Below are 16,819 nucleotides of genomic sequence, written 5' to 3'. Positions count from 1 at the left end.
CTCTTTGTTGGGGCCCCGCCCACCTTCGCAAGGATGACTAGAACTGAGAAAAGCTTGATTTAAGCGCCTTCTCAGTTCAGTCAGCTACTGCGAATTTGCTAAATAGCATTATTATATTATTTATGTCCCAGACTCTCTTTGAAAATACTGCTCCCCTAGGAGTCTCCGCAACTCTGTTTCGTAATCTATCTTAGAACGCCTTACAACAGTGCTGTAGCGCTGGTGCTCAATAAATGAAACACTAGGAGTCTACACAACTACACTTCGTCATCTATCTTAGAACTACTTACGCAAGTACAGGTGCACTTATGTTCATTAATAATCAACGCAAGCGTCTCGCCACAATACGTTGTATTTATATGTAATTTAATATTGAAATACTAAAAAATTATAATGTGACTCAGCTTATTCTACCAATAGAAACTTCAGTGTTTATTCTCCAAAATGATATTTCATACCATGTAAATGATATGGTTGAAACCATTTCTATATTATTTCAATAGAAATAGTCTTTTTTCACTTATTCAGGCACTTTATGCCGCGGACTCTTTTTGTTTGTGATACGTCTGATTGTTGGCCATCATGATGAAACAACTTAACCGTGTTATCTATTATGTGTTCGGTTCGTACAATCTACATTATTTCTTTCGATTCATGTATAAATATGAATATATCTTCAAATTACTATTGAAATTCAGGTCAGTAATCTTTAATATTGATTATAGCGACAATGATAATCATTATCGTTGATAACGACTATCATTTCAATACATATAGCAAGACGAGGAGAATAAATAGTGAAATTTTTATTTAAGGGTTATGTTTTACTTATCGTATTAGTATGTTTAACTATAGTCTCCTTATTTGTTGGGGTGAGTCAGCTCTCTCTTTCAGATATTTTCCACTTAAGCGAAGAACAGCAAAATATTTTGTTTTCAAGTCGTATACCTAGAACAGTTAGTATTCTTCTTTCTGGTAGTTCGCTCGCATTAGCAGGATTAATTATGCAGCAGATGATGCAAAATAAATTTGTAAGTCCAACTACGGCAGGAACAATGGAATGGGCTAAGTTAGGTATTTTAATTTCGCTTATTTTTTTCCCAAAAGGTCATATATTAATTAAATTATTATTTGCGGTTGGATTGAGTTTGGCAGGGACATTCTTATTTGTGAAATTAATTAATTTAATTCGTGTTAAAGAAGTTATCTTTGTGCCATTACTAGGAATTATGATTGGTGGTATTGTATCCAGTTTCACGACATTTATTGCCTTAAGAACTAACGCATTGCAAAGCATTGGCAACTGGATGAATGGCAACTTTGCAATTATAACAAGTGGACGCTATGAAGTCCTTTATCTTGTTGTGCCACTACTGATTATTGCGTTTATCTTCGCAAATCACTTTACGATTGCTGGTATGGGGAAAGATTTTAGTCATAACTTGGGTGTTAGCTATGAAAAAATTATAAATATTGCATTGTTCATTACAGCTGCACTGACGGCATTAGTGGTTGTTACTGTAGGTACGCTACCATTTTTAGGTCTGATTGTACCAAATATTATTTCGATGTATAGAGGTGACCATTTAAAAAATGCACTTCCACATACACTCATGCTAGGATCAATATTTGTATTGTTCGCTGATATCGTAGGTAGATTGATTGTCTATCCTTATGAAATTAATATCGGATTGACTATTGGTGTCTTCGGAACAGTGATATTCCTAATATTACTAATGAAAGGTAGAAAGCATTATGCAAATTAGTTCTAACAAGAAAATTACCATATTAATTATTGCGACAATTTGCATGGCAACATTTTACTTATTAGTAGGTTTAGACTATGAGATTTTTCAGTATCAATTTCAAAGTCGGTTGAGAAAATTGGTGCTTATCCTCATTGTAGGTGGTGCGATTGGGGCATCAGTTGTTATCTTTCAAGCGATTACAACCAACCGATTATTAACACCATCAATTATGGGATTGGATTCTGTTTATTTATTTGTAAAAGTGTTGCCAGTCTTTTTAGTTGGTACACAAGCTGCAGTTGTCACTAATGTATACTTGAACTTTTTTGTGACGCTAATTGCTATGGTCTTATTTTCATTATTGCTATTTGAAGGCATGTTCAAATTAGGGAACTTCTCAGTATATTTTATTTTACTCGTAGGTGTGATTTTAGGGACATTCTTCCGAAGTATTATGAGTTTTATCCAGTTGATTATGGATCCTGAGTCGTTCTTAGCAGTACAAAGTGCGATGTTTGCAAGTTTTGAGGCATCTAACTCTAAACTTGTCCTTATTTCAACATGCTTATTACTTGTTTTAATTGTGATTACAGTGATATTGCGTCCATACTTAGATGTATTACTACTTGGAAGAGCGCAAGCAATCAATTTAGGTGTATCTTATGAGACAATGACGCGTTTACTTCTTATATTAGTGGCTTTATTGGTCTCTATCTCAACGGCTTTGGTTGGTCCGGTTACATTCTTAGGATTATTAACTGTAAATTTAGCACATGAATTAATGAAGACGTATGAGCACAAATATATTTTGCCAGCAACCATTTTAATTAGCTGGATTAGTTTATTTTTAGCACAATGGGTTGTTGAAAATTTATTTGAAGCTACAACAGAGTTTAGCTTAATCATTGATTTAATCGGTGGTAGTTACTTCATTTACTTACTTGTCAAAAGGAGAAGTGCAAATTGATTGAGATTAAAAATTTAGATAAAGCGATACAGAATAAGCCAATTTTAAAAAATATTAACGTTGATATTCAGAAAGGAAGGCTCACCTCTCTTATAGGACCCAATGGCGCTGGTAAAAGTACCTTATTATCTGCGGTAAGTCGCTTATTTGAGTTTGAAAAGGGTTCAATAAAGATTGAAGGTAAAGCAGTCGATGATTATAAAAGTGATGATTTAGCTAAAAAGTTAAGCATTTTAAAACAGACGAATCATACAGATATGAATATAACGATTGAACAATTAGTAAACTTTGGTCGATTTCCTTATTCAAAAGGGCGTATGAAGAAGGAAGATCATGAACAAGTTGAGTATGCGCTAAATTTATTGCAGCTTCAAAACATTCGTCATCGAAATATTAAAACGTTATCTGGTGGTCAACGACAACGTGCGTATATTGCAATGACTATTGCGCAAGATACGGATTATATTTTATTAGATGAACCGTTAAACAATCTAGATATGAAACATTCTGTGCAGATTATGCAAACGTTACGCCGTCTTTGTAAAGACTTAAACAAAACAATAGTCATTGTTCTACATGACATCAACTTTGCGTCATGTTATTCAGACGATATCATCGCATTAAAAGATGGTGAAATTGTCAAAGCAGATACAAGGGATAATGTTATTCAGACCGAGATTCTAAAGCAATTATATGAAATGGATGTTCATATTGAAGAGATCAGAGGGCAACGCATTTGTCTGTATTACGATGAAATCACATTTGACTCACTTTGTAATTAAATCATTTAACCTCATATTTTAAAGGGGTGATGCTATTAGAAGACGTAGACAAGAGAGAAGTCCATCGATACGCAGCATAAAGGTTAAATAATTTTTAGAGGAGTCGTACATATGAAAAAGACAGTCTTATTTTTAGTATTATCTTTAGTATTAGTTTTATCAGCTTGTAGTAATGGATCAAGTAGTAACGATTCAGGATCTAAAAGTGATAGCAAAGATTCAAAAGAAACTGTAAAAATCAAAAATAATTTTGAAGCTTCAGGAGAAGAACGCGATGGTAGTGATGCTAAGAAAGTTAGCAACACAGTTGAAGTTCCTAAAAATCCTAAAAATGCAATTGTTTTAGACTATGGTGCTTTAGATGTACTTAAAGAATTAGGCGTGGCAGATAAAGTCAAAGGTTTACCAAAAGGTGAAAATAATGAATCATTACCAGATTTCCTAAAAGACTTTAAAGATGATAAATACGTAAATACTGGAAATCTTAAAGAAGTGAATTTCGATAAAGTAGCAGCCGCTAAACCTGAAGTAATATTCATTTCAGGAAGAACTGCCAATCAGAAAAATTTAGATGAATTCAAAAAAGCAGCCCCAGACGCTAAAATCGTTTACGTTGGTGCTGATGAGAAAAATCTAGTTAAAGACATGAAGAAAAACACTGAAAACTTAGGTAAAATTTACAACAAAGAAGATAAAGCTAAAGACATCAACAAAGAGTTAGATGAAAAAATCGCTGAAATGAAAGATGAAACTAAGAACTTTGATAAAACTGTAATGTATTTATTAGTAAACGAAGGTGAACTATCAACTTATGGTCCTGGTGGAAGATTTGGTGGTTTAGTATTTGATACATTAGGCTTCAAACCAGCAGATAAAAACGTAAGCAATAGTTCACATGGTCAAAATGTTAACAATGAATACATCAGTGAGCACAATCCAGATGTTATTTTAGCAATGGACCGTGGTGAAGTTGTTGGTGGTGAATCTACTGCTAAAAAAGTATTAAGCAACGACGTTATTAAAAATGTTAAAGCAGTTAAAAATGACAAAGTATATCAATTAGATCCAAAATTATGGTACTTTGCATCAGGTTCATCTACTACTACAATTAAACAAATTGATGAATTAGAAGAAGTCGTAGATTAATAGGCCATTTCAAAGCATCTAAAATATAATGCTTAGACTAAAAGTCAGTGAATGCGTGTACAAATGCATTCATTGACTTTTTTATTTTGAAAATAAGTTAGTCCTATCACGTATAAAAAAAGCTTATACTTCAATATCATATTCAGCATAGCTTGCAACTTTTTATTGAAAAATATTTTATAATAAGTAATATATTTTTAAGTGATATTGATAATCGTTATCACTTAAATACGACAACAAGAGGATGTTGCAACGATGAAGAAAATAATTGTGTTTTTAGTATTAAGTCTTACCTTAGTTTTAACGGCATGTGGCAAAAGTTCAGATAGCGATCATGGTGCCACAAAAAAAGATGAAAATAAAGACATCGTTCAAATAGAAAATAATTATAAGACACGAGGCGAGAAGAAAGATAAAAGTGACGCTAAAGAGGTTAAAGAAACTGTGGATGTTCCTAAGCATCCAAAGCGTGCGATTGTCTTTGATTACGGCGCTGTCGATGTATTGAAAACATTTGGTGTACAAGACCAAATTATTGGTTTACCTAAAGGTGAGAAAAATGCGGCATTACCTGAATTTCTTTCAGAATTTAAAGATGAGAAATACATCAATACGGGTAATTTAATGCAAATTAATTTTGATAAAGTAGCTAAAGCAAAACCAGAAGTGATTTATATTTCTGGAAGAACAGCAACAGTGAAAAATATAGATGAATTGAAAAAAGCTGCGCCAAACGCCAAAATTGTTTATGTTGGTGCTAGCGAGAAAAATTATATTAATGATATGAAATCAGTAACAACAAAATTAGGTAAAATTTATGGTAAAGAAGATAAAGCAAAATCTTTAAATGATGCACTGGATAAAAAAATAGCAGATACAAAAGCAAAAGTTGAAAAAATAGATAAGAAAACGATGTACTTGTTAGTTAATGAAGGTGAGTTATCAACTTTCGGTCCAGGTGGTAGATTTGGTGATTTAATTTATAATACACTAGGCTTTAAACCGACTGATACGCATGTTAAAGCTAGCCCACACGGTCAAAATATTAATAATGAGTATATTACAACTAAAAATCCTGACATTATTCTAGCGATGGATAGAGAACAAGTTGTGAGTGGTAAATCAAGCGCGAAACAAACGTTATCTAATGATGTAATTAAAGGTGTGAATGCCGTTAAACATGGTAATGTTTATGAACTCGATCCTAAACTATGGTACTTTAGCGCAGGATCAACGTCTACGACAATCAAACAAATTGATGAATTAAATCACATTATTGAAAAATTAAATAAATAAGAAACAAAAAATGGCTTAGTAACCATCTGTCAATCGTTACTAAGCCATTATTATTATAATTCAAAATATAAATGATAGTGAAATTTACAACGACTATTAAAATGTGCCTTACATTTCGGACATAGCTCTGTCATCATATAGTCTTGAATAGACATCTCATGTTTACATACACCACACATAATCGCTTTTACATTGAATTCTTGTTCTGACCATCGTTTAATGGGGTGTGACGCATGTTCCTCATGACATTGATAACACGGGTAATATGTATTACAACATTTAAATTTAATAGCGATTACATCTAAAAATGTATGATAGTGTATACATCGTGTTTCATTATCTACAAGAGAACCATAGACCTTTGGCATCATTCATCGTCTCCTATCAACGTACCATGTTGTTATTCTTCAGGATGTTCTCCGATAATACGAACCTCACGATGAAGTTCAACATCAAATTTTTCTTTTACTACTTTTTGAACATGATGAATTAAATCTTCATAATCTGTAGCTGTTCCATTGTCTACATTAACCATAAATCCGGCATGTTTTTTTGAAACTTCTACACCACCAATTCGGTGGCCTTGTAAGTTTGAATCTTGTATTAATTTGCCTGCGAAATGACCAGGTGGACGTTGGAATACACTTCCGCATGATGGGTACTCAAGCGGTTGTTTAGATTCACGACGTTCAGTTAAGTCATCCATCTTAGCTTGAATATCGTCTAGTTGACCTGGTTCAAGTGTAAATGCAGCTTCAAGTACGACTAAATGTTGTTTTTGAACAATACTATTTCTGTAATCTAATTCTAATTCTTTATTAGTCAATTGAATTAAATCACCTTGTTCATTAACGCAAAGCGCGTAATCGATGCAATCTTTGATTTCGCCACCATATGCACCAGCATTCATATAAACGGCGCCTCCAACCGAACCAGGAATACCACAAGCAAACTCTAATCCTGTTAACACGTGGTCTCTAGCAGCACGTGACACATCAATAATTGCCGCACCGCTTCCTGCAATAATAGCATCGTCAGATACATTGATGTGATTTAATGACAATAAGCTAATTACAATGCCACGAATGCCACCTTCACGAATAATAATATTTGATCCATTTCCAAGATAAGTAACAGGGATAGCCTTCTCTTTGGCATAGCGTACAATAGCTTGCACGTCTTCATTTTTCGTCGGTGATAAATAAAAATCAGCATTACCACCAGTCTCAGTGTATGTATAGCGTTTGAGTGGTTCATTAACTTTAATAATGTCTTCAGATATTAAGGACTTTAAATCTTGTAAGATGTCTTCTTGCTTTAACATAAGTACATCCTTTCTTCTCTTCTATAATCTACCTTTTATTATAGCAATTTTGTAGATGATTTGCGAAGACGACAACGTTTTATAACGTTTGATAGATGTCTTCGAAGTATTTCTGTTTTTGATTTTCATAGGGTCTTATATAATTAATATGTTGAATGATAGAATGTTTTTTTTCTGAAAAATGATGCGCAATATCTGGCAATGTTGCAAGTGCATTGTCAACATCAATGTACTGTTTGAATAACAGGGTATCCATTTGAATGATATGTAGGCGAATGGTTTGTTTCAAATCAATCATATTATTAAACTTTGCCATCATCACTTTCTTCTTATAAGGATGATGGAGACGATAAAAGCCTAAATAATTCAATCGTTTCTCGTCTAAAGCTGTGATATCATGTAAGTTATTTACACCCACTAAAACATCTAGAATAGGTTCAGTTGCATAATTAAAATGACGTGTACCTCCGATATGTTGTGTGAATTTTACAGGAGAATCTAGCAAGTTGAATAGTGATGCTTTCGTAGTTTGATATAATGTATCATACTCGCTTTGTGCGTCATCTTGAATAAAAGGTTGAACGGTTGCGTACATACGTATCTCCTTTAAATGGTAAGTTTTGTCAAATTCTGAAATACTATAACACAAATCATTTTCAATATAAATAGCTTTAGGTATAATACGTGGTGATAGGAGTGCATTTATGAAGAAATTAGCAATACTTTCTATAATGTTGATATGTGGCGTATTACTCTCATCGTGTGGTAATCAAAAGCGTGCAGATTTAAATGATTTCCAAACACAACTAAATAAGGTTGAAGATGAGAAGAAAGACGTCAAAACAGTAATGGATAAAATTCATTTGAAACAATTAGACCAATTAAGCAAGACGGACACCACTGATAAGAATAAAAGAGAATTTAAAGCGTTGCAGAAGGATATAAACAAGCACTTAATTCCTGAATTTAAGAAATATGAAAAATCGGCTAAACAATTACCTGCTGAACATCATGATGTTAAAGAATTAAAAGACAAGTATTTGCAAAATGTGAAACAAGAAAAACAATCCATCTATGACATTAAAGCCTTTGTAGACTTATGTAATAGATCAATCAAGGCGAATGAGGATATATTGGATTATACTAAACTATTTGAAAGCAATCGCTCACAGGTAGAAACACAAATTCAAAAAGCAACGAACCAAGAAGATGCAAATCAATTAACATCTAAAATTGAAAATAACAATCAGAAGTTGAAAGAAGCAGCACAAAAATATTTAGAGCGTGATGATATGACTTCTAATAAAGCAATAGATGATCATATTAAGCCATTGATTGAGAAGCAAATAACAGAATTGAATCAAACGAATATTACTGATCCAAAAGTTAACAGTGCGCGTAAAAATGCTATTGAAATGTATTATAATTTATTGAATTATTATGATACGCGAGAAACAACCATCGAGATAGAGAAAAAACTTTCTAAAATTGATGTAGAAAAGTTACCGAAAACGGGTAAAGAATTAAGTAAGGATAATAGTGGATTTTACGAAGAATTGAAAAAGTTAAAAAAGCAATAAGTAGACACAGTTATTAAAATTAAAATTTTTGGTTAACAATGGACAATGAAATGTGTATAATTGAACCCATTGAGTAGTTTATAATGATTATAAAATGCAATATGGACATAAATAATTTTAGAGGTGAATAGAATGGCTATAAAGCTGAGTTCGATTGACCAGTTTGAACAAGTACTTAAAGACAATAAATATGTATTTGTATTAAAACATAGTGATACTTGTCCAATCTCAGCAGATGCATACGATCAATTTAACAAGTTTTTATATGAAAGAGATATGGATGGCTATTACTTAGTCGTTCAAGAAGAAAGAAAACTTTCTGACTATATCGCTGAAAAGACCCATGTGAAACATGAATCTCCACAAGCATTCTATTTTATTGATGGAGAAGCAAAGTGGAACGCGAGTCATAGTGATATTAACGTATCTTCATTAGCGCAAGCTGAAGAATAATAGATTACGAATTAAGAAAGTAAAGATTAAATTCAAATAACAATCATCGTTTAAGGCTATATTTTAAAAGGACAGTAGCCGGCGACTCTGAGAAGATGGCCATATCAGGCTTCTCTTAGTGCGCAACATCCTTACAGGGGGACATGAATTCAAAGTGAATTCTGCGTCACCCCTGTTTTTTATTTATGTTATTATAACTGCTATTATTATGAAAAGTAGAGACAACCCATGTATAATGTGAAAGTGAAGTCGAATATATAACATCTAAATCAATATATAAATAAAGAAAATGGCATGAGGTGATTAACAGATGAAAGTATTAGTAGCAATGGATGAATTTAACGGTATCATTTCGAGTTATCAAGCAAATCGTTTCGTTGAAGAAGCGGTTGCCAGTCAAATTGAAGATGCTGATATTGTACAAGTGCCATTATTTAATGGTCGCCATGAACTTATGGATTCGGTATTCTTGTGGCAATCAGGTACAAAATATAGAGTGAATGTCCATGATGCAGATATGAATGAAGTTGAAACAATCTATGGTCAAACTGAACAAGGATTAACTATAATTGAAGGTAATTTGTTTGTTAAAGGTCAAAAGCCAATCGAACAACGCTCAAGTTATGGCTTAGGAGAGGTTATTCTAGATGCATTGAATAACGGCGCTGCGAACATTGTTATCTCACTAGGCGGTATCGATAGTTTCGACGGTGGTATCGGTATGATGCAAGCCTTAGGTGCGAAATTCTATAATGATGAAGGAGAACTTTTGGATGCGCGCGAAGGGGCTCAAATTATCAAATTTATTCGACGTATTGACTTTTATGAGATACCTCAAAATTTTAAAGATGCACATATTCAGGTGATGTCTGACTTTTCTAGTAAATTATATGGTAAACATAGTGAAATTATGAAGACGCATGAAGGTTATGGAATGACACGAGAAAAGGCCGCTGAAATCGATAATTTAATTTGGTACTTTAGTGAGTTGGTTAAAAATGAAATGAAAATTGCCATGGGTCCAATCGAAAGAGGGGGCGCTGGCGGTGGTATTGCAGCATTATTAAGTGGATTGTATGATGCTGAGATATTAACAAGTCATGAATTAGTCAATCAAATCACGCATTTAGATGATCTCGTATCTCAAGCTGATTTAATTATCTTTGGTGAAGGTGTAAAAGAGGAAGACCACTTACTTGAAACAACGACTTTAACAATTGCGGAGTTAGCACATAAACATCATAAACCAGCAATTGCTATTTGCGCGACGGACGACAAATTTAATGTCTTTGATCAATATCATGTTACAGCAATGTTTAATACATTTATTGAGATGCCAGAAAGCTACACAGACTTTAAAATGGGCATACAAATCAGACATTTCACTGTTCAGGCACTTAGATTATTAAAAACGACATTGAACCATGGATAAATGAATAAATGCTAACAAAAGGGAACCACAATGACCCATACGGTCATCATGGTTCCCTAATTTGTGATATCTATTTATGATGATGTGTGACTTCTTGTGCAATACCGATAATGACTTGTACTGCTTTTTCCATTACATCGATTGATGCATATTCAAAAGGTCCATGGAAATTACCGCAACCTGTAAAAATGTTAGGTGTTGGTAAACCTTTATAGGATAATTGTGATCCGTCAGTACCACCGCGAATAGGTGCTGTATTAGGTTCAATATTTAAATCTTTGAACACTTTTTTAGGTATATCAATAATATATGGGTGTGGTTTAATCTTTTCAGCCATATTATAATATTGATCCTCGATTGTCACCTCGACTGGGAAATCTTCGTAATGAATATTAATATCGTCGCGAATTTCTAATAATTTCTTTTTACGCAATTCAAAGGCATCTCTATCATGATCACGAATAATATATTGCAATGTCGCTTTTTCAACATTACCTTCAAATTTCATTAAATGATAGAAACCTTCATAACCTTCTGTACGTTCTGGAACCTCACTTGCAGGTAAAAGACTATGGAATTGGTGGCCTAATGATATTGCATTGACCATGATGTTTTTAGCTGACCCTGGATGTACATTGACGCCATGTGTCGTAATTTTTGCCTCTGCAGCGTTAAAACTCTCGAATTGTAACTCACCGAATTCACTGCCATCCATTGTATAAGCGAAGTCTGCATCAAAGCGTTCAACATCAAAGTGATGCGGACCACGCCCAATTTCTTCATCAGGTGTGAATGCTATGCGAATACGGCCATGTTGAATTTCAGGATGCTCGATTAAATAGTTAATTGCTTCCATAATTTCCACAACACCAGCTTTATCATCTGCGCCTAACAATGATGTGCCGTCAGTAATCATGAGTGTATGGCCCTTAAGTTTTTTTAATTCTGGAAAAGTTTCTTGGCTCAATACACGACCCGTATCGCCAAGTTTGATTGCACTACCGTCGTAGGCTTCTACAATCTGAGGATTCACATTGCTAGCATTAAAGTCAGGTGACGTATCAACATGTGCTAGGAATCCAACAGTAGGAACGTCGGAAGAAATGTTACTTTCTAGCGTCGCAAATAAATAGCCATTGTCATCAAGGTCTGTTTCTAGACCAAAGGCTTCAAGTTCTTGTTGTAATAAATGTAATAAATCCCATTGTTTGTCAGTTGAAGGTGTGGTTGACGATTCTGGGTTAGATTGTGTATCGATTTTGACGTAACGTGATAATCTGTCTATAATCTGTGCTTTCATAGCAAGACATCCCCTTAGATTCTATTATTCATATTGTATGATTTTCTATATGTTTTACCTTTAATTTTATCATAATACTGCTTGATGCGTGTGTAAATATAGTAGAGGATTTCAGCTACTAAAATTCCGAACGCGATAGAACCAGAAATAAGTGTTACCTCTAAAAAAGTGTTTACTGCCTGTGTATAATCATTTGACACTAAATAACGTGTTGCTTCATATGCGGTACCCCCAGGTACAAGCGGAATGATACCTGGCACTATAAAAATAATCACAGGACGTTTGTAACGACGACTCATAACATGACTTAATAATCCGAGTATTAAACTTCCAAGAAATGCGGCGCCAACTTTTCCTAAATCCATATCTACAGTGAATTGATATATGGTCCATGCAACAGCGCCTACAAATCCACATGCTGCGAGTAGTCGCTTCGGTGCATTGAAGATAATTGAGAAGAGCACTGTAGAAATGAAACTAATTGTGAAATGGAATAAATAAAATAACATTTATACACAGCCTTTCTTAAATAATTAATAAAACGATGGCTACACCAGCACCGATGGCAAATGAAGTTAATGCAGCTTCAACGCCTCTAGACATTCCGGCTAACAATTCACCAGCCATTAAATCTCGAATCGCATTACAGATTAATATTCCGGGTACAAGTGGCATTACACTAGAAATGGTAATGATATTCTGATTCGTTGCAATACCGAGCTTAGTAAAGGTGGCTGCAATTGTGATAACGACCGCTGAGGCAACGAATTCTGAAAAGAATTTAATTTGAATAAATCGTTGTACTAAGCTAAACGTTAAAAAAGCGGCCCCACCAGCTATAACAGCAATCCAGCAATCTGAAGCTACACCACCAAACATGAATAAGAAGAATCCACAGGCAATTGCAGCTGCAAAAAAGTTTAATAGAAATGAGTATTGTAACGATGCACGACGTAAATGAATCAATTCAGATTTTGCTTCATCAATGGTTAATTCATTTCTAGAAATTTTTCTAGATAAACTGTTTGTTAGTGCAATTTTCTCTAAATCCGTTGTACGTTCACGAATTCTAATTAGTCTTGTATTCGTGCGGTCATTAAGTGAAAAGATAATGGCTGTTGACGTTACAAAACTATATGTATCATTTAAACCGTAACTATGTGCAATACGGTTCATTGTATCTTCTACACGATACGTTTCTGCACCAGCTTCAAGAAGGATTCTACCAGCTATTAAAACTACATCAATCACCTTATTTTCATCGATAATAGTGATTGAATCTGACATAAACGGCACCTCCAGTACTTTAGATAATTAAATTTAATTTCATAGACAATTTGAAGTGTACAACTTGCACACGCAACTTGCAATAGTACGCTTCGTATTCCTACCACATCTAATCCCTGTTAACATGAAAAATAACGCAACATTAAGATAGATATCATAAAAAAGTCAACATAATGAGATAACCTATATGAATCCTACTTTGATTATCTAATATGTTGACTGCTTTTAGTTTTATAATTTAATGATTGGATTAAACATTACTTGATTACGACCTTCATTTTTAGCAACGTGGACCATGTCATCGGCATCTTTAAAGACTTTGCGTTGCGATTTATGATCATCTTGCGTTAAGTAACCTACACCAATAGAGACAGATAATTTAATAACTTCCTTGTTAGGTAAGTGGAATGAAGACTTTTCAACACCAGTTCGTATATTTTCAGCTAATTTAACGCTTTGATCCAATGAATAATCACGGATAACAACTGAAAATTCTTCACCACCATTACGGAAAATCTGGAATTGTTTAGGAACATAATTCTTTAATAGCTGTGACATTTGTTTGAGCACAGCATCTCCAGATTGATGTGAGTACGTATCATTAACATCTTTAAAACCATCGATATCAATTAATAATAAGGCAAGACTTTCTTTTTTCTCTTCGGCGATTTGTGATACATGATTTAAATGTCTATCAAATTCTTTCACATTTCCTAAACCAGTAAGATAGTCATACTTATCTTCATTTTCGTAGCGTGTAACTAATGAAAAGAAGTGCCACATATCAACAAATGTAATTGCTGAAGCAATGGTTAAAACGAATGAAATAGGAACTAAAAATGCGATTTCAGTAAGGTCATATAGTGGGCTGAAGATGGATAAAATAAGTAAAATAATGACACTAATCAAATTTAAAACAACTAAAGCCACAATATCATTTTGTTTCAAGAATGGGCCAACCATACTGACGATGATACCTATTACGATTAGTACTACGCCATAAAGAAGTGAGTTTCCAAATGCAAATACTTCAACTAGGGCAACAATGACTGCTGAAACTAAGGTATAACCCATATTCGTAAAACGACCTAGAAATAATAATGGGACAAACGTTAAATGAACTAAATATTCTTGATGGAATGGAATTGGGTAAGCTGCAAGTAGTAGGGCAACAATAGTCATCAACACCGTGACATAGCCTTTAGAAAAGACCATGATTTTATTTTCGGAATATTGTAGCCGATGGAATAAATATATTCCCGCTACCATAACTGCAATATTGTAAATGATAGATTCAATCATATTGGAATCGACTCCTTTAATTTAACCATTAGTTATTGTAAGTGAAAACTTACCATTTGTCATTAAGTTGTATCAGATATAACAAACAAATTAGATAGAATATATATACTTTCGTATTCAAATGAATAATGAAATGATATGATATAAGTTATAATATCTTTACAAAAAATTTACATTCAATTGAAAATTAAGGATAAACATAGAGAAATAGGGTAAAATAGTTGGAGTTTACTGAACATTATGATGATGTGTCAGTAATTTACAACTATAGTCCAATACAAAAATGAATTAAAAGTTGTTTAAATAGAATGAATAGATAACTAGCAAATATGACAAATTAAAAAGAGATTTATTGAAGGTGAACTGATGTATACTTTACTACTTATTGCTGTGACATTGGTAATCAGTTTAATATTAACACCTATTATTATAAAGGTCTCTATTAAATTCGATTTAGTAGATAGGCCAAATTTCAGAAAAGTACATACAAAGCCAGTCTCAGTATTGGGTGGTACTGTTATACTACTTTCTTTCTTAATAGGAATTTGGCTTGGCCATCCTATTGAAAGAGAAGTTAAGCCCTTAGTTTTAGGGGCTATTGTAATGTATTTAGTAGGATTAATTGATGATATTTATGATTTAAAGCCTATTTTAAAGTTAATTGGACAAATTGTCGCCGCTTCAATCGTTGCATTTTATGGTATTACGATTGATTTCATATCTTTTCCGATGGGGCCAACAATTCATTTTGGAATATTGAGTATCCCCATTACAATTATTTGGATTGTGGCGATTACGAATGCCATTAATTTAATTGATGGATTAGACGGATTAGCTTCAGGCGTATCCGCAATTGGTCTTTTTACGATTGCGTTTATTGCAATTTTACAAGCGAATGTATTCATTATCATGATTTGTAGTGTGTTAATAGGTTCATTATTAGGATTTTTATGCTTTAACTTTCACCCTGCTAAGATCTTTTTAGGTGATAGTGGTGCGCTATTGATTGGGTTTATTATTGGTTTTCTATCGTTGCTTGGCTTTAAAAACATTACATTCATTTCGCTATTTTTCCCAATTGTAATTTTAGCGGTACCATTTATCGATACATTGTTTGCAATGATTCGAAGAATGCGTAATGGCCAACACATTATGCAAGCGGATAAGTCTCATTTGCACCATAAACTTCTAGCATTGGGATACAGCCATAGACAAACGGTATTGTTAATCTATTCAATAGCGATATTATTTAGTTTATCAAGTATTATTTTATACTTGTCACAACCTCTAGGTGTACTCCTAATGTTCATATTAATCGTGATTACAATTGAATTGATTGTTGAATTTACGGGATTGATTGATGATAGTTATCGCCCGATACTCAATTTAATTACAAAGAAGAATGAATCACATCATGTCAATAATGACATTGATGAACATCATAAAAAATAAAACCTTGTTTGTGAGGCTACTTAAATGATTAGGTAGTGTTACACAAACAAGGTTTTTATTAATTTGTAGGTATATCAAAGGGTAACTTTTTAACGTCTGCTTCATGCAATTCAAAATTACCAGCTGTGTGCTTATTCAAAAATGCAATAAAATCATCATATTCCGTTTGTACGACATCAATTTGATAACTGACTTTATCGGTATACGTAGTATCTCTTAAAAAATACGTTGTAGAGGCTAATTCATATTCAAACTTTCCAGTTAAATCATAATTAATGGTCACGGTAGTGGGGATGGCATCGCGCAATTCTACGCGTCCAATATCATAAATTACATCCCTTACGGCACCACTATATGCACGAATAAGGCCACCGCCACCAAGTTTAATGCCTCCGAAGTATCGTGTAACGACAACACAAACATTATGGACGTCTAATTTTTTTAATATTTCTAGCATTGGTACACCAGCAGTCCCACTTGGTTCGCCATCATCATTTGCTTTCTGAATGTTCATTTGATCGCCAACTGTATAAGCTGAACAGTTATGCGTAGCTTCTTTATGTTGTTGTTTAACCTCATTTATAAAAGCTTTCGCTTCATCCTCCGATGAGACAGGTTTTATATGTGCAATGAATCTAGATTTATTAATGACATTTTCAATGATATGTTCCTGTTTGATTGTAATAATAGGATCGTTCAAAGTTGTTCACCTCCAATAAAAAGAACAGATGTTTAACTTTCATTATACAC

The 16,819-nt window shown here is 33.5% G+C and carries 17 protein-coding genes; 9 read left to right on the top strand and 8 right to left on the bottom strand.

Annotated features, from left to right (window positions below):
• The first annotated feature begins 797 nt into the window (after positions 1-797).
• From JVV30_RS07275 to JVV30_RS07255, 5 genes are all read left to right on the top strand, one after another.
• The gene (locus JVV30_RS07275; RefSeq protein ID WP_070854860.1) at positions 798-1,766 is read left to right on the top strand and encodes an ABC transporter permease; all 969 of its coding nucleotides are present in this window, start codon (positions 798-800) and stop codon (positions 1,764-1,766) included.
• Positions 1,756-2,715 (top strand): iron chelate uptake ABC transporter family permease subunit, encoded by a 960-nt coding sequence (locus JVV30_RS07270; protein ID WP_204193912.1) that lies wholly within the window; start codon positions 1,756-1,758, stop codon positions 2,713-2,715. Before JVV30_RS07275 ends, JVV30_RS07270 begins: the two co-directional genes overlap by 11 nt.
• Entirely contained in the window at positions 2,712-3,497 is a 786-nt protein-coding gene (locus JVV30_RS07265; RefSeq protein WP_070854858.1) for an iron ABC transporter ATP-binding protein, read from the top strand. The genes JVV30_RS07270 and JVV30_RS07265 overlap by 4 nt, the downstream gene beginning before the upstream one ends.
• A gap of 111 nt (positions 3,498-3,608) precedes the next feature.
• Positions 3,609-4,643: a ferrated catecholamine ABC transporter substrate-binding lipoprotein SstD gene (locus tag JVV30_RS07260; RefSeq protein WP_070854857.1), complete on the top strand. Its 1,035-nt coding sequence runs from the start codon at positions 3,609-3,611 to the stop codon at positions 4,641-4,643.
• 255 nt (positions 4,644-4,898) lie between these two features.
• The gene (locus tag JVV30_RS07255; protein ID WP_204193909.1) at positions 4,899-5,939 is read left to right on the top strand and encodes a ferrated catecholamine ABC transporter substrate-binding lipoprotein SstD; all 1,041 of its coding nucleotides are present in this window, start codon (positions 4,899-4,901) and stop codon (positions 5,937-5,939) included.
• A gap of 53 nt (positions 5,940-5,992) precedes the next feature.
• On the opposite strand, the gene JVV30_RS07250 is transcribed toward JVV30_RS07255, so the two are convergent.
• The 3 genes from JVV30_RS07250 to JVV30_RS07240 form a co-directional block, all read right to left on the bottom strand.
• A complete protein-coding gene (locus JVV30_RS07250) occupies positions 5,993-6,307 on the bottom strand; it encodes a CHY zinc finger protein (RefSeq protein ID WP_070854861.1) in 315 nt (104 codons plus the stop codon).
• 32 nt (positions 6,308-6,339) lie between these two features.
• Positions 6,340-7,263, bottom strand: coding sequence for a UDP-N-acetylmuramate dehydrogenase (gene murB, locus JVV30_RS07245; protein WP_070854855.1), 924 nt, complete (start codon positions 7,261-7,263; stop codon positions 6,340-6,342).
• A 79-nt stretch (positions 7,264-7,342) separates the two neighbouring features.
• The gene (locus JVV30_RS07240) at positions 7,343-7,858 is read right to left on the bottom strand and encodes a GrpB family protein (protein WP_070854854.1); all 516 of its coding nucleotides are present in this window, start codon (positions 7,856-7,858) and stop codon (positions 7,343-7,345) included.
• A gap of 109 nt (positions 7,859-7,967) precedes the next feature.
• On the opposite strand from JVV30_RS07240, the gene JVV30_RS07235 reads away from it, so the two are divergent.
• From JVV30_RS07235 to JVV30_RS07225, 3 genes are all read left to right on the top strand, one after another.
• On the top strand, positions 7,968-8,843 hold the full coding sequence (locus JVV30_RS07235; protein WP_070854853.1) for an EMYY motif lipoprotein: 876 nt from the start codon (positions 7,968-7,970) through the stop codon (positions 8,841-8,843).
• 132 nt (positions 8,844-8,975) lie between these two features.
• Complete coding sequence (gene ytxJ, locus JVV30_RS07230) at positions 8,976-9,296, top strand: bacillithiol system redox-active protein YtxJ (RefSeq protein ID WP_053029936.1); 321 nt, start codon at positions 8,976-8,978, stop codon at positions 9,294-9,296.
• 310 nt (positions 9,297-9,606) lie between these two features.
• A complete protein-coding gene (locus JVV30_RS07225; protein WP_070854852.1) occupies positions 9,607-10,728 on the top strand; it encodes a glycerate kinase in 1,122 nt (373 codons plus the stop codon).
• Positions 10,729-10,798: 70 nt separating this feature from the next.
• Here JVV30_RS07225 and pepT read toward each other — a convergent pair whose 3' ends face one another.
• The 4 genes from pepT to gdpS form a co-directional block, all read right to left on the bottom strand.
• Positions 10,799-12,028, bottom strand: a complete 1,230-nt coding sequence (pepT, locus tag JVV30_RS07220) for a peptidase T (protein ID WP_053029934.1) — start codon at positions 12,026-12,028, stop codon at positions 10,799-10,801.
• A 14-nt stretch (positions 12,029-12,042) separates the two neighbouring features.
• Entirely contained in the window at positions 12,043-12,537 is a 495-nt protein-coding gene (locus JVV30_RS07215; RefSeq protein ID WP_053029933.1) for a threonine/serine exporter family protein, read from the bottom strand.
• A gap of 16 nt (positions 12,538-12,553) precedes the next feature.
• Positions 12,554-13,315, bottom strand: a complete 762-nt coding sequence (locus tag JVV30_RS07210) for a threonine/serine exporter family protein (protein ID WP_053029932.1) — start codon at positions 13,313-13,315, stop codon at positions 12,554-12,556.
• 231 nt (positions 13,316-13,546) lie between these two features.
• Positions 13,547-14,617 carry a GGDEF domain-containing protein GdpS gene (gdpS, locus tag JVV30_RS07205; RefSeq protein ID WP_053029931.1) on the bottom strand — a complete coding sequence of 357 codons (1,071 nt, stop codon included), beginning with the start codon at positions 14,615-14,617 and terminating at the stop codon, positions 13,547-13,549.
• Positions 14,618-14,983: 366 nt separating this feature from the next.
• Between gdpS and JVV30_RS07200 the strand changes: the two genes are divergently transcribed.
• Positions 14,984-16,069 carry a glycosyltransferase family 4 protein gene (locus JVV30_RS07200; protein ID WP_204193907.1) on the top strand — a complete coding sequence of 362 codons (1,086 nt, stop codon included), beginning with the start codon at positions 14,984-14,986 and terminating at the stop codon, positions 16,067-16,069.
• 58 nt (positions 16,070-16,127) lie between these two features.
• On the opposite strand, the gene JVV30_RS07195 is transcribed toward JVV30_RS07200, so the two are convergent.
• Positions 16,128-16,769, bottom strand: a complete 642-nt coding sequence (locus tag JVV30_RS07195; RefSeq protein ID WP_070854849.1) for a YigZ family protein — start codon at positions 16,767-16,769, stop codon at positions 16,128-16,130.
• Positions 16,770-16,819: the final 50 nt, after the last annotated feature.

Source organism: Staphylococcus sp. GDY8P47P (assembly GCF_016892225.1).
In the GTDB taxonomy this organism is placed as follows: domain Bacteria; phylum Bacillota; class Bacilli; order Staphylococcales; family Staphylococcaceae; genus Staphylococcus; species Staphylococcus borealis.
Note: the sequence above shows the minus strand (reverse complement) of the source record. Positions and strands in the feature narration are given on the sequence as shown.

What these genes read in the sequence shown, in the direction of transcription:
- ytxJ (WP_053029936.1), top strand. Translation starts at nt 8,976, where the DNA reads ATGGCTATAAAGCTGAGTTCGATTGACCAGTTTGAACAAGTACTTAAA.
- JVV30_RS07240 (WP_070854854.1), bottom strand. Translation starts at nt 7,858, where the DNA reads ATGTACGCAACCGTTCAACCTTTTATTCAAGATGACGCACAAAGCGAG.
- JVV30_RS07210 (WP_053029932.1), bottom strand. Translation starts at nt 13,315, where the DNA reads ATGTCAGATTCAATCACTATTATCGATGAAAATAAGGTGATTGATGTA.
- JVV30_RS07260 (WP_070854857.1), top strand. Translation starts at nt 3,609, where the DNA reads ATGAAAAAGACAGTCTTATTTTTAGTATTATCTTTAGTATTAGTTTTA.
- JVV30_RS07270 (WP_204193912.1), top strand. Translation starts at nt 1,756, where the DNA reads ATGCAAATTAGTTCTAACAAGAAAATTACCATATTAATTATTGCGACA.
- murB (WP_070854855.1), bottom strand. Translation starts at nt 7,263, where the DNA reads ATGTTAAAGCAAGAAGACATCTTACAAGATTTAAAGTCCTTAATATCT.
- JVV30_RS07225 (WP_070854852.1), top strand. Translation starts at nt 9,607, where the DNA reads ATGAAAGTATTAGTAGCAATGGATGAATTTAACGGTATCATTTCGAGT.
- JVV30_RS07255 (WP_204193909.1), top strand. Translation starts at nt 4,899, where the DNA reads ATGAAGAAAATAATTGTGTTTTTAGTATTAAGTCTTACCTTAGTTTTA.
- JVV30_RS07250 (WP_070854861.1), bottom strand. Translation starts at nt 6,307, where the DNA reads ATGCCAAAGGTCTATGGTTCTCTTGTAGATAATGAAACACGATGTATA.
- JVV30_RS07200 (WP_204193907.1), top strand. Translation starts at nt 14,984, where the DNA reads ATGTATACTTTACTACTTATTGCTGTGACATTGGTAATCAGTTTAATA.
- gdpS (WP_053029931.1), bottom strand. Translation starts at nt 14,617, where the DNA reads ATGATTGAATCTATCATTTACAATATTGCAGTTATGGTAGCGGGAATA.
- JVV30_RS07235 (WP_070854853.1), top strand. Translation starts at nt 7,968, where the DNA reads ATGAAGAAATTAGCAATACTTTCTATAATGTTGATATGTGGCGTATTA.
- pepT (WP_053029934.1), bottom strand. Translation starts at nt 12,028, where the DNA reads ATGAAAGCACAGATTATAGACAGATTATCACGTTACGTCAAAATCGAT.
- JVV30_RS07215 (WP_053029933.1), bottom strand. Translation starts at nt 12,537, where the DNA reads ATGTTATTTTATTTATTCCATTTCACAATTAGTTTCATTTCTACAGTG.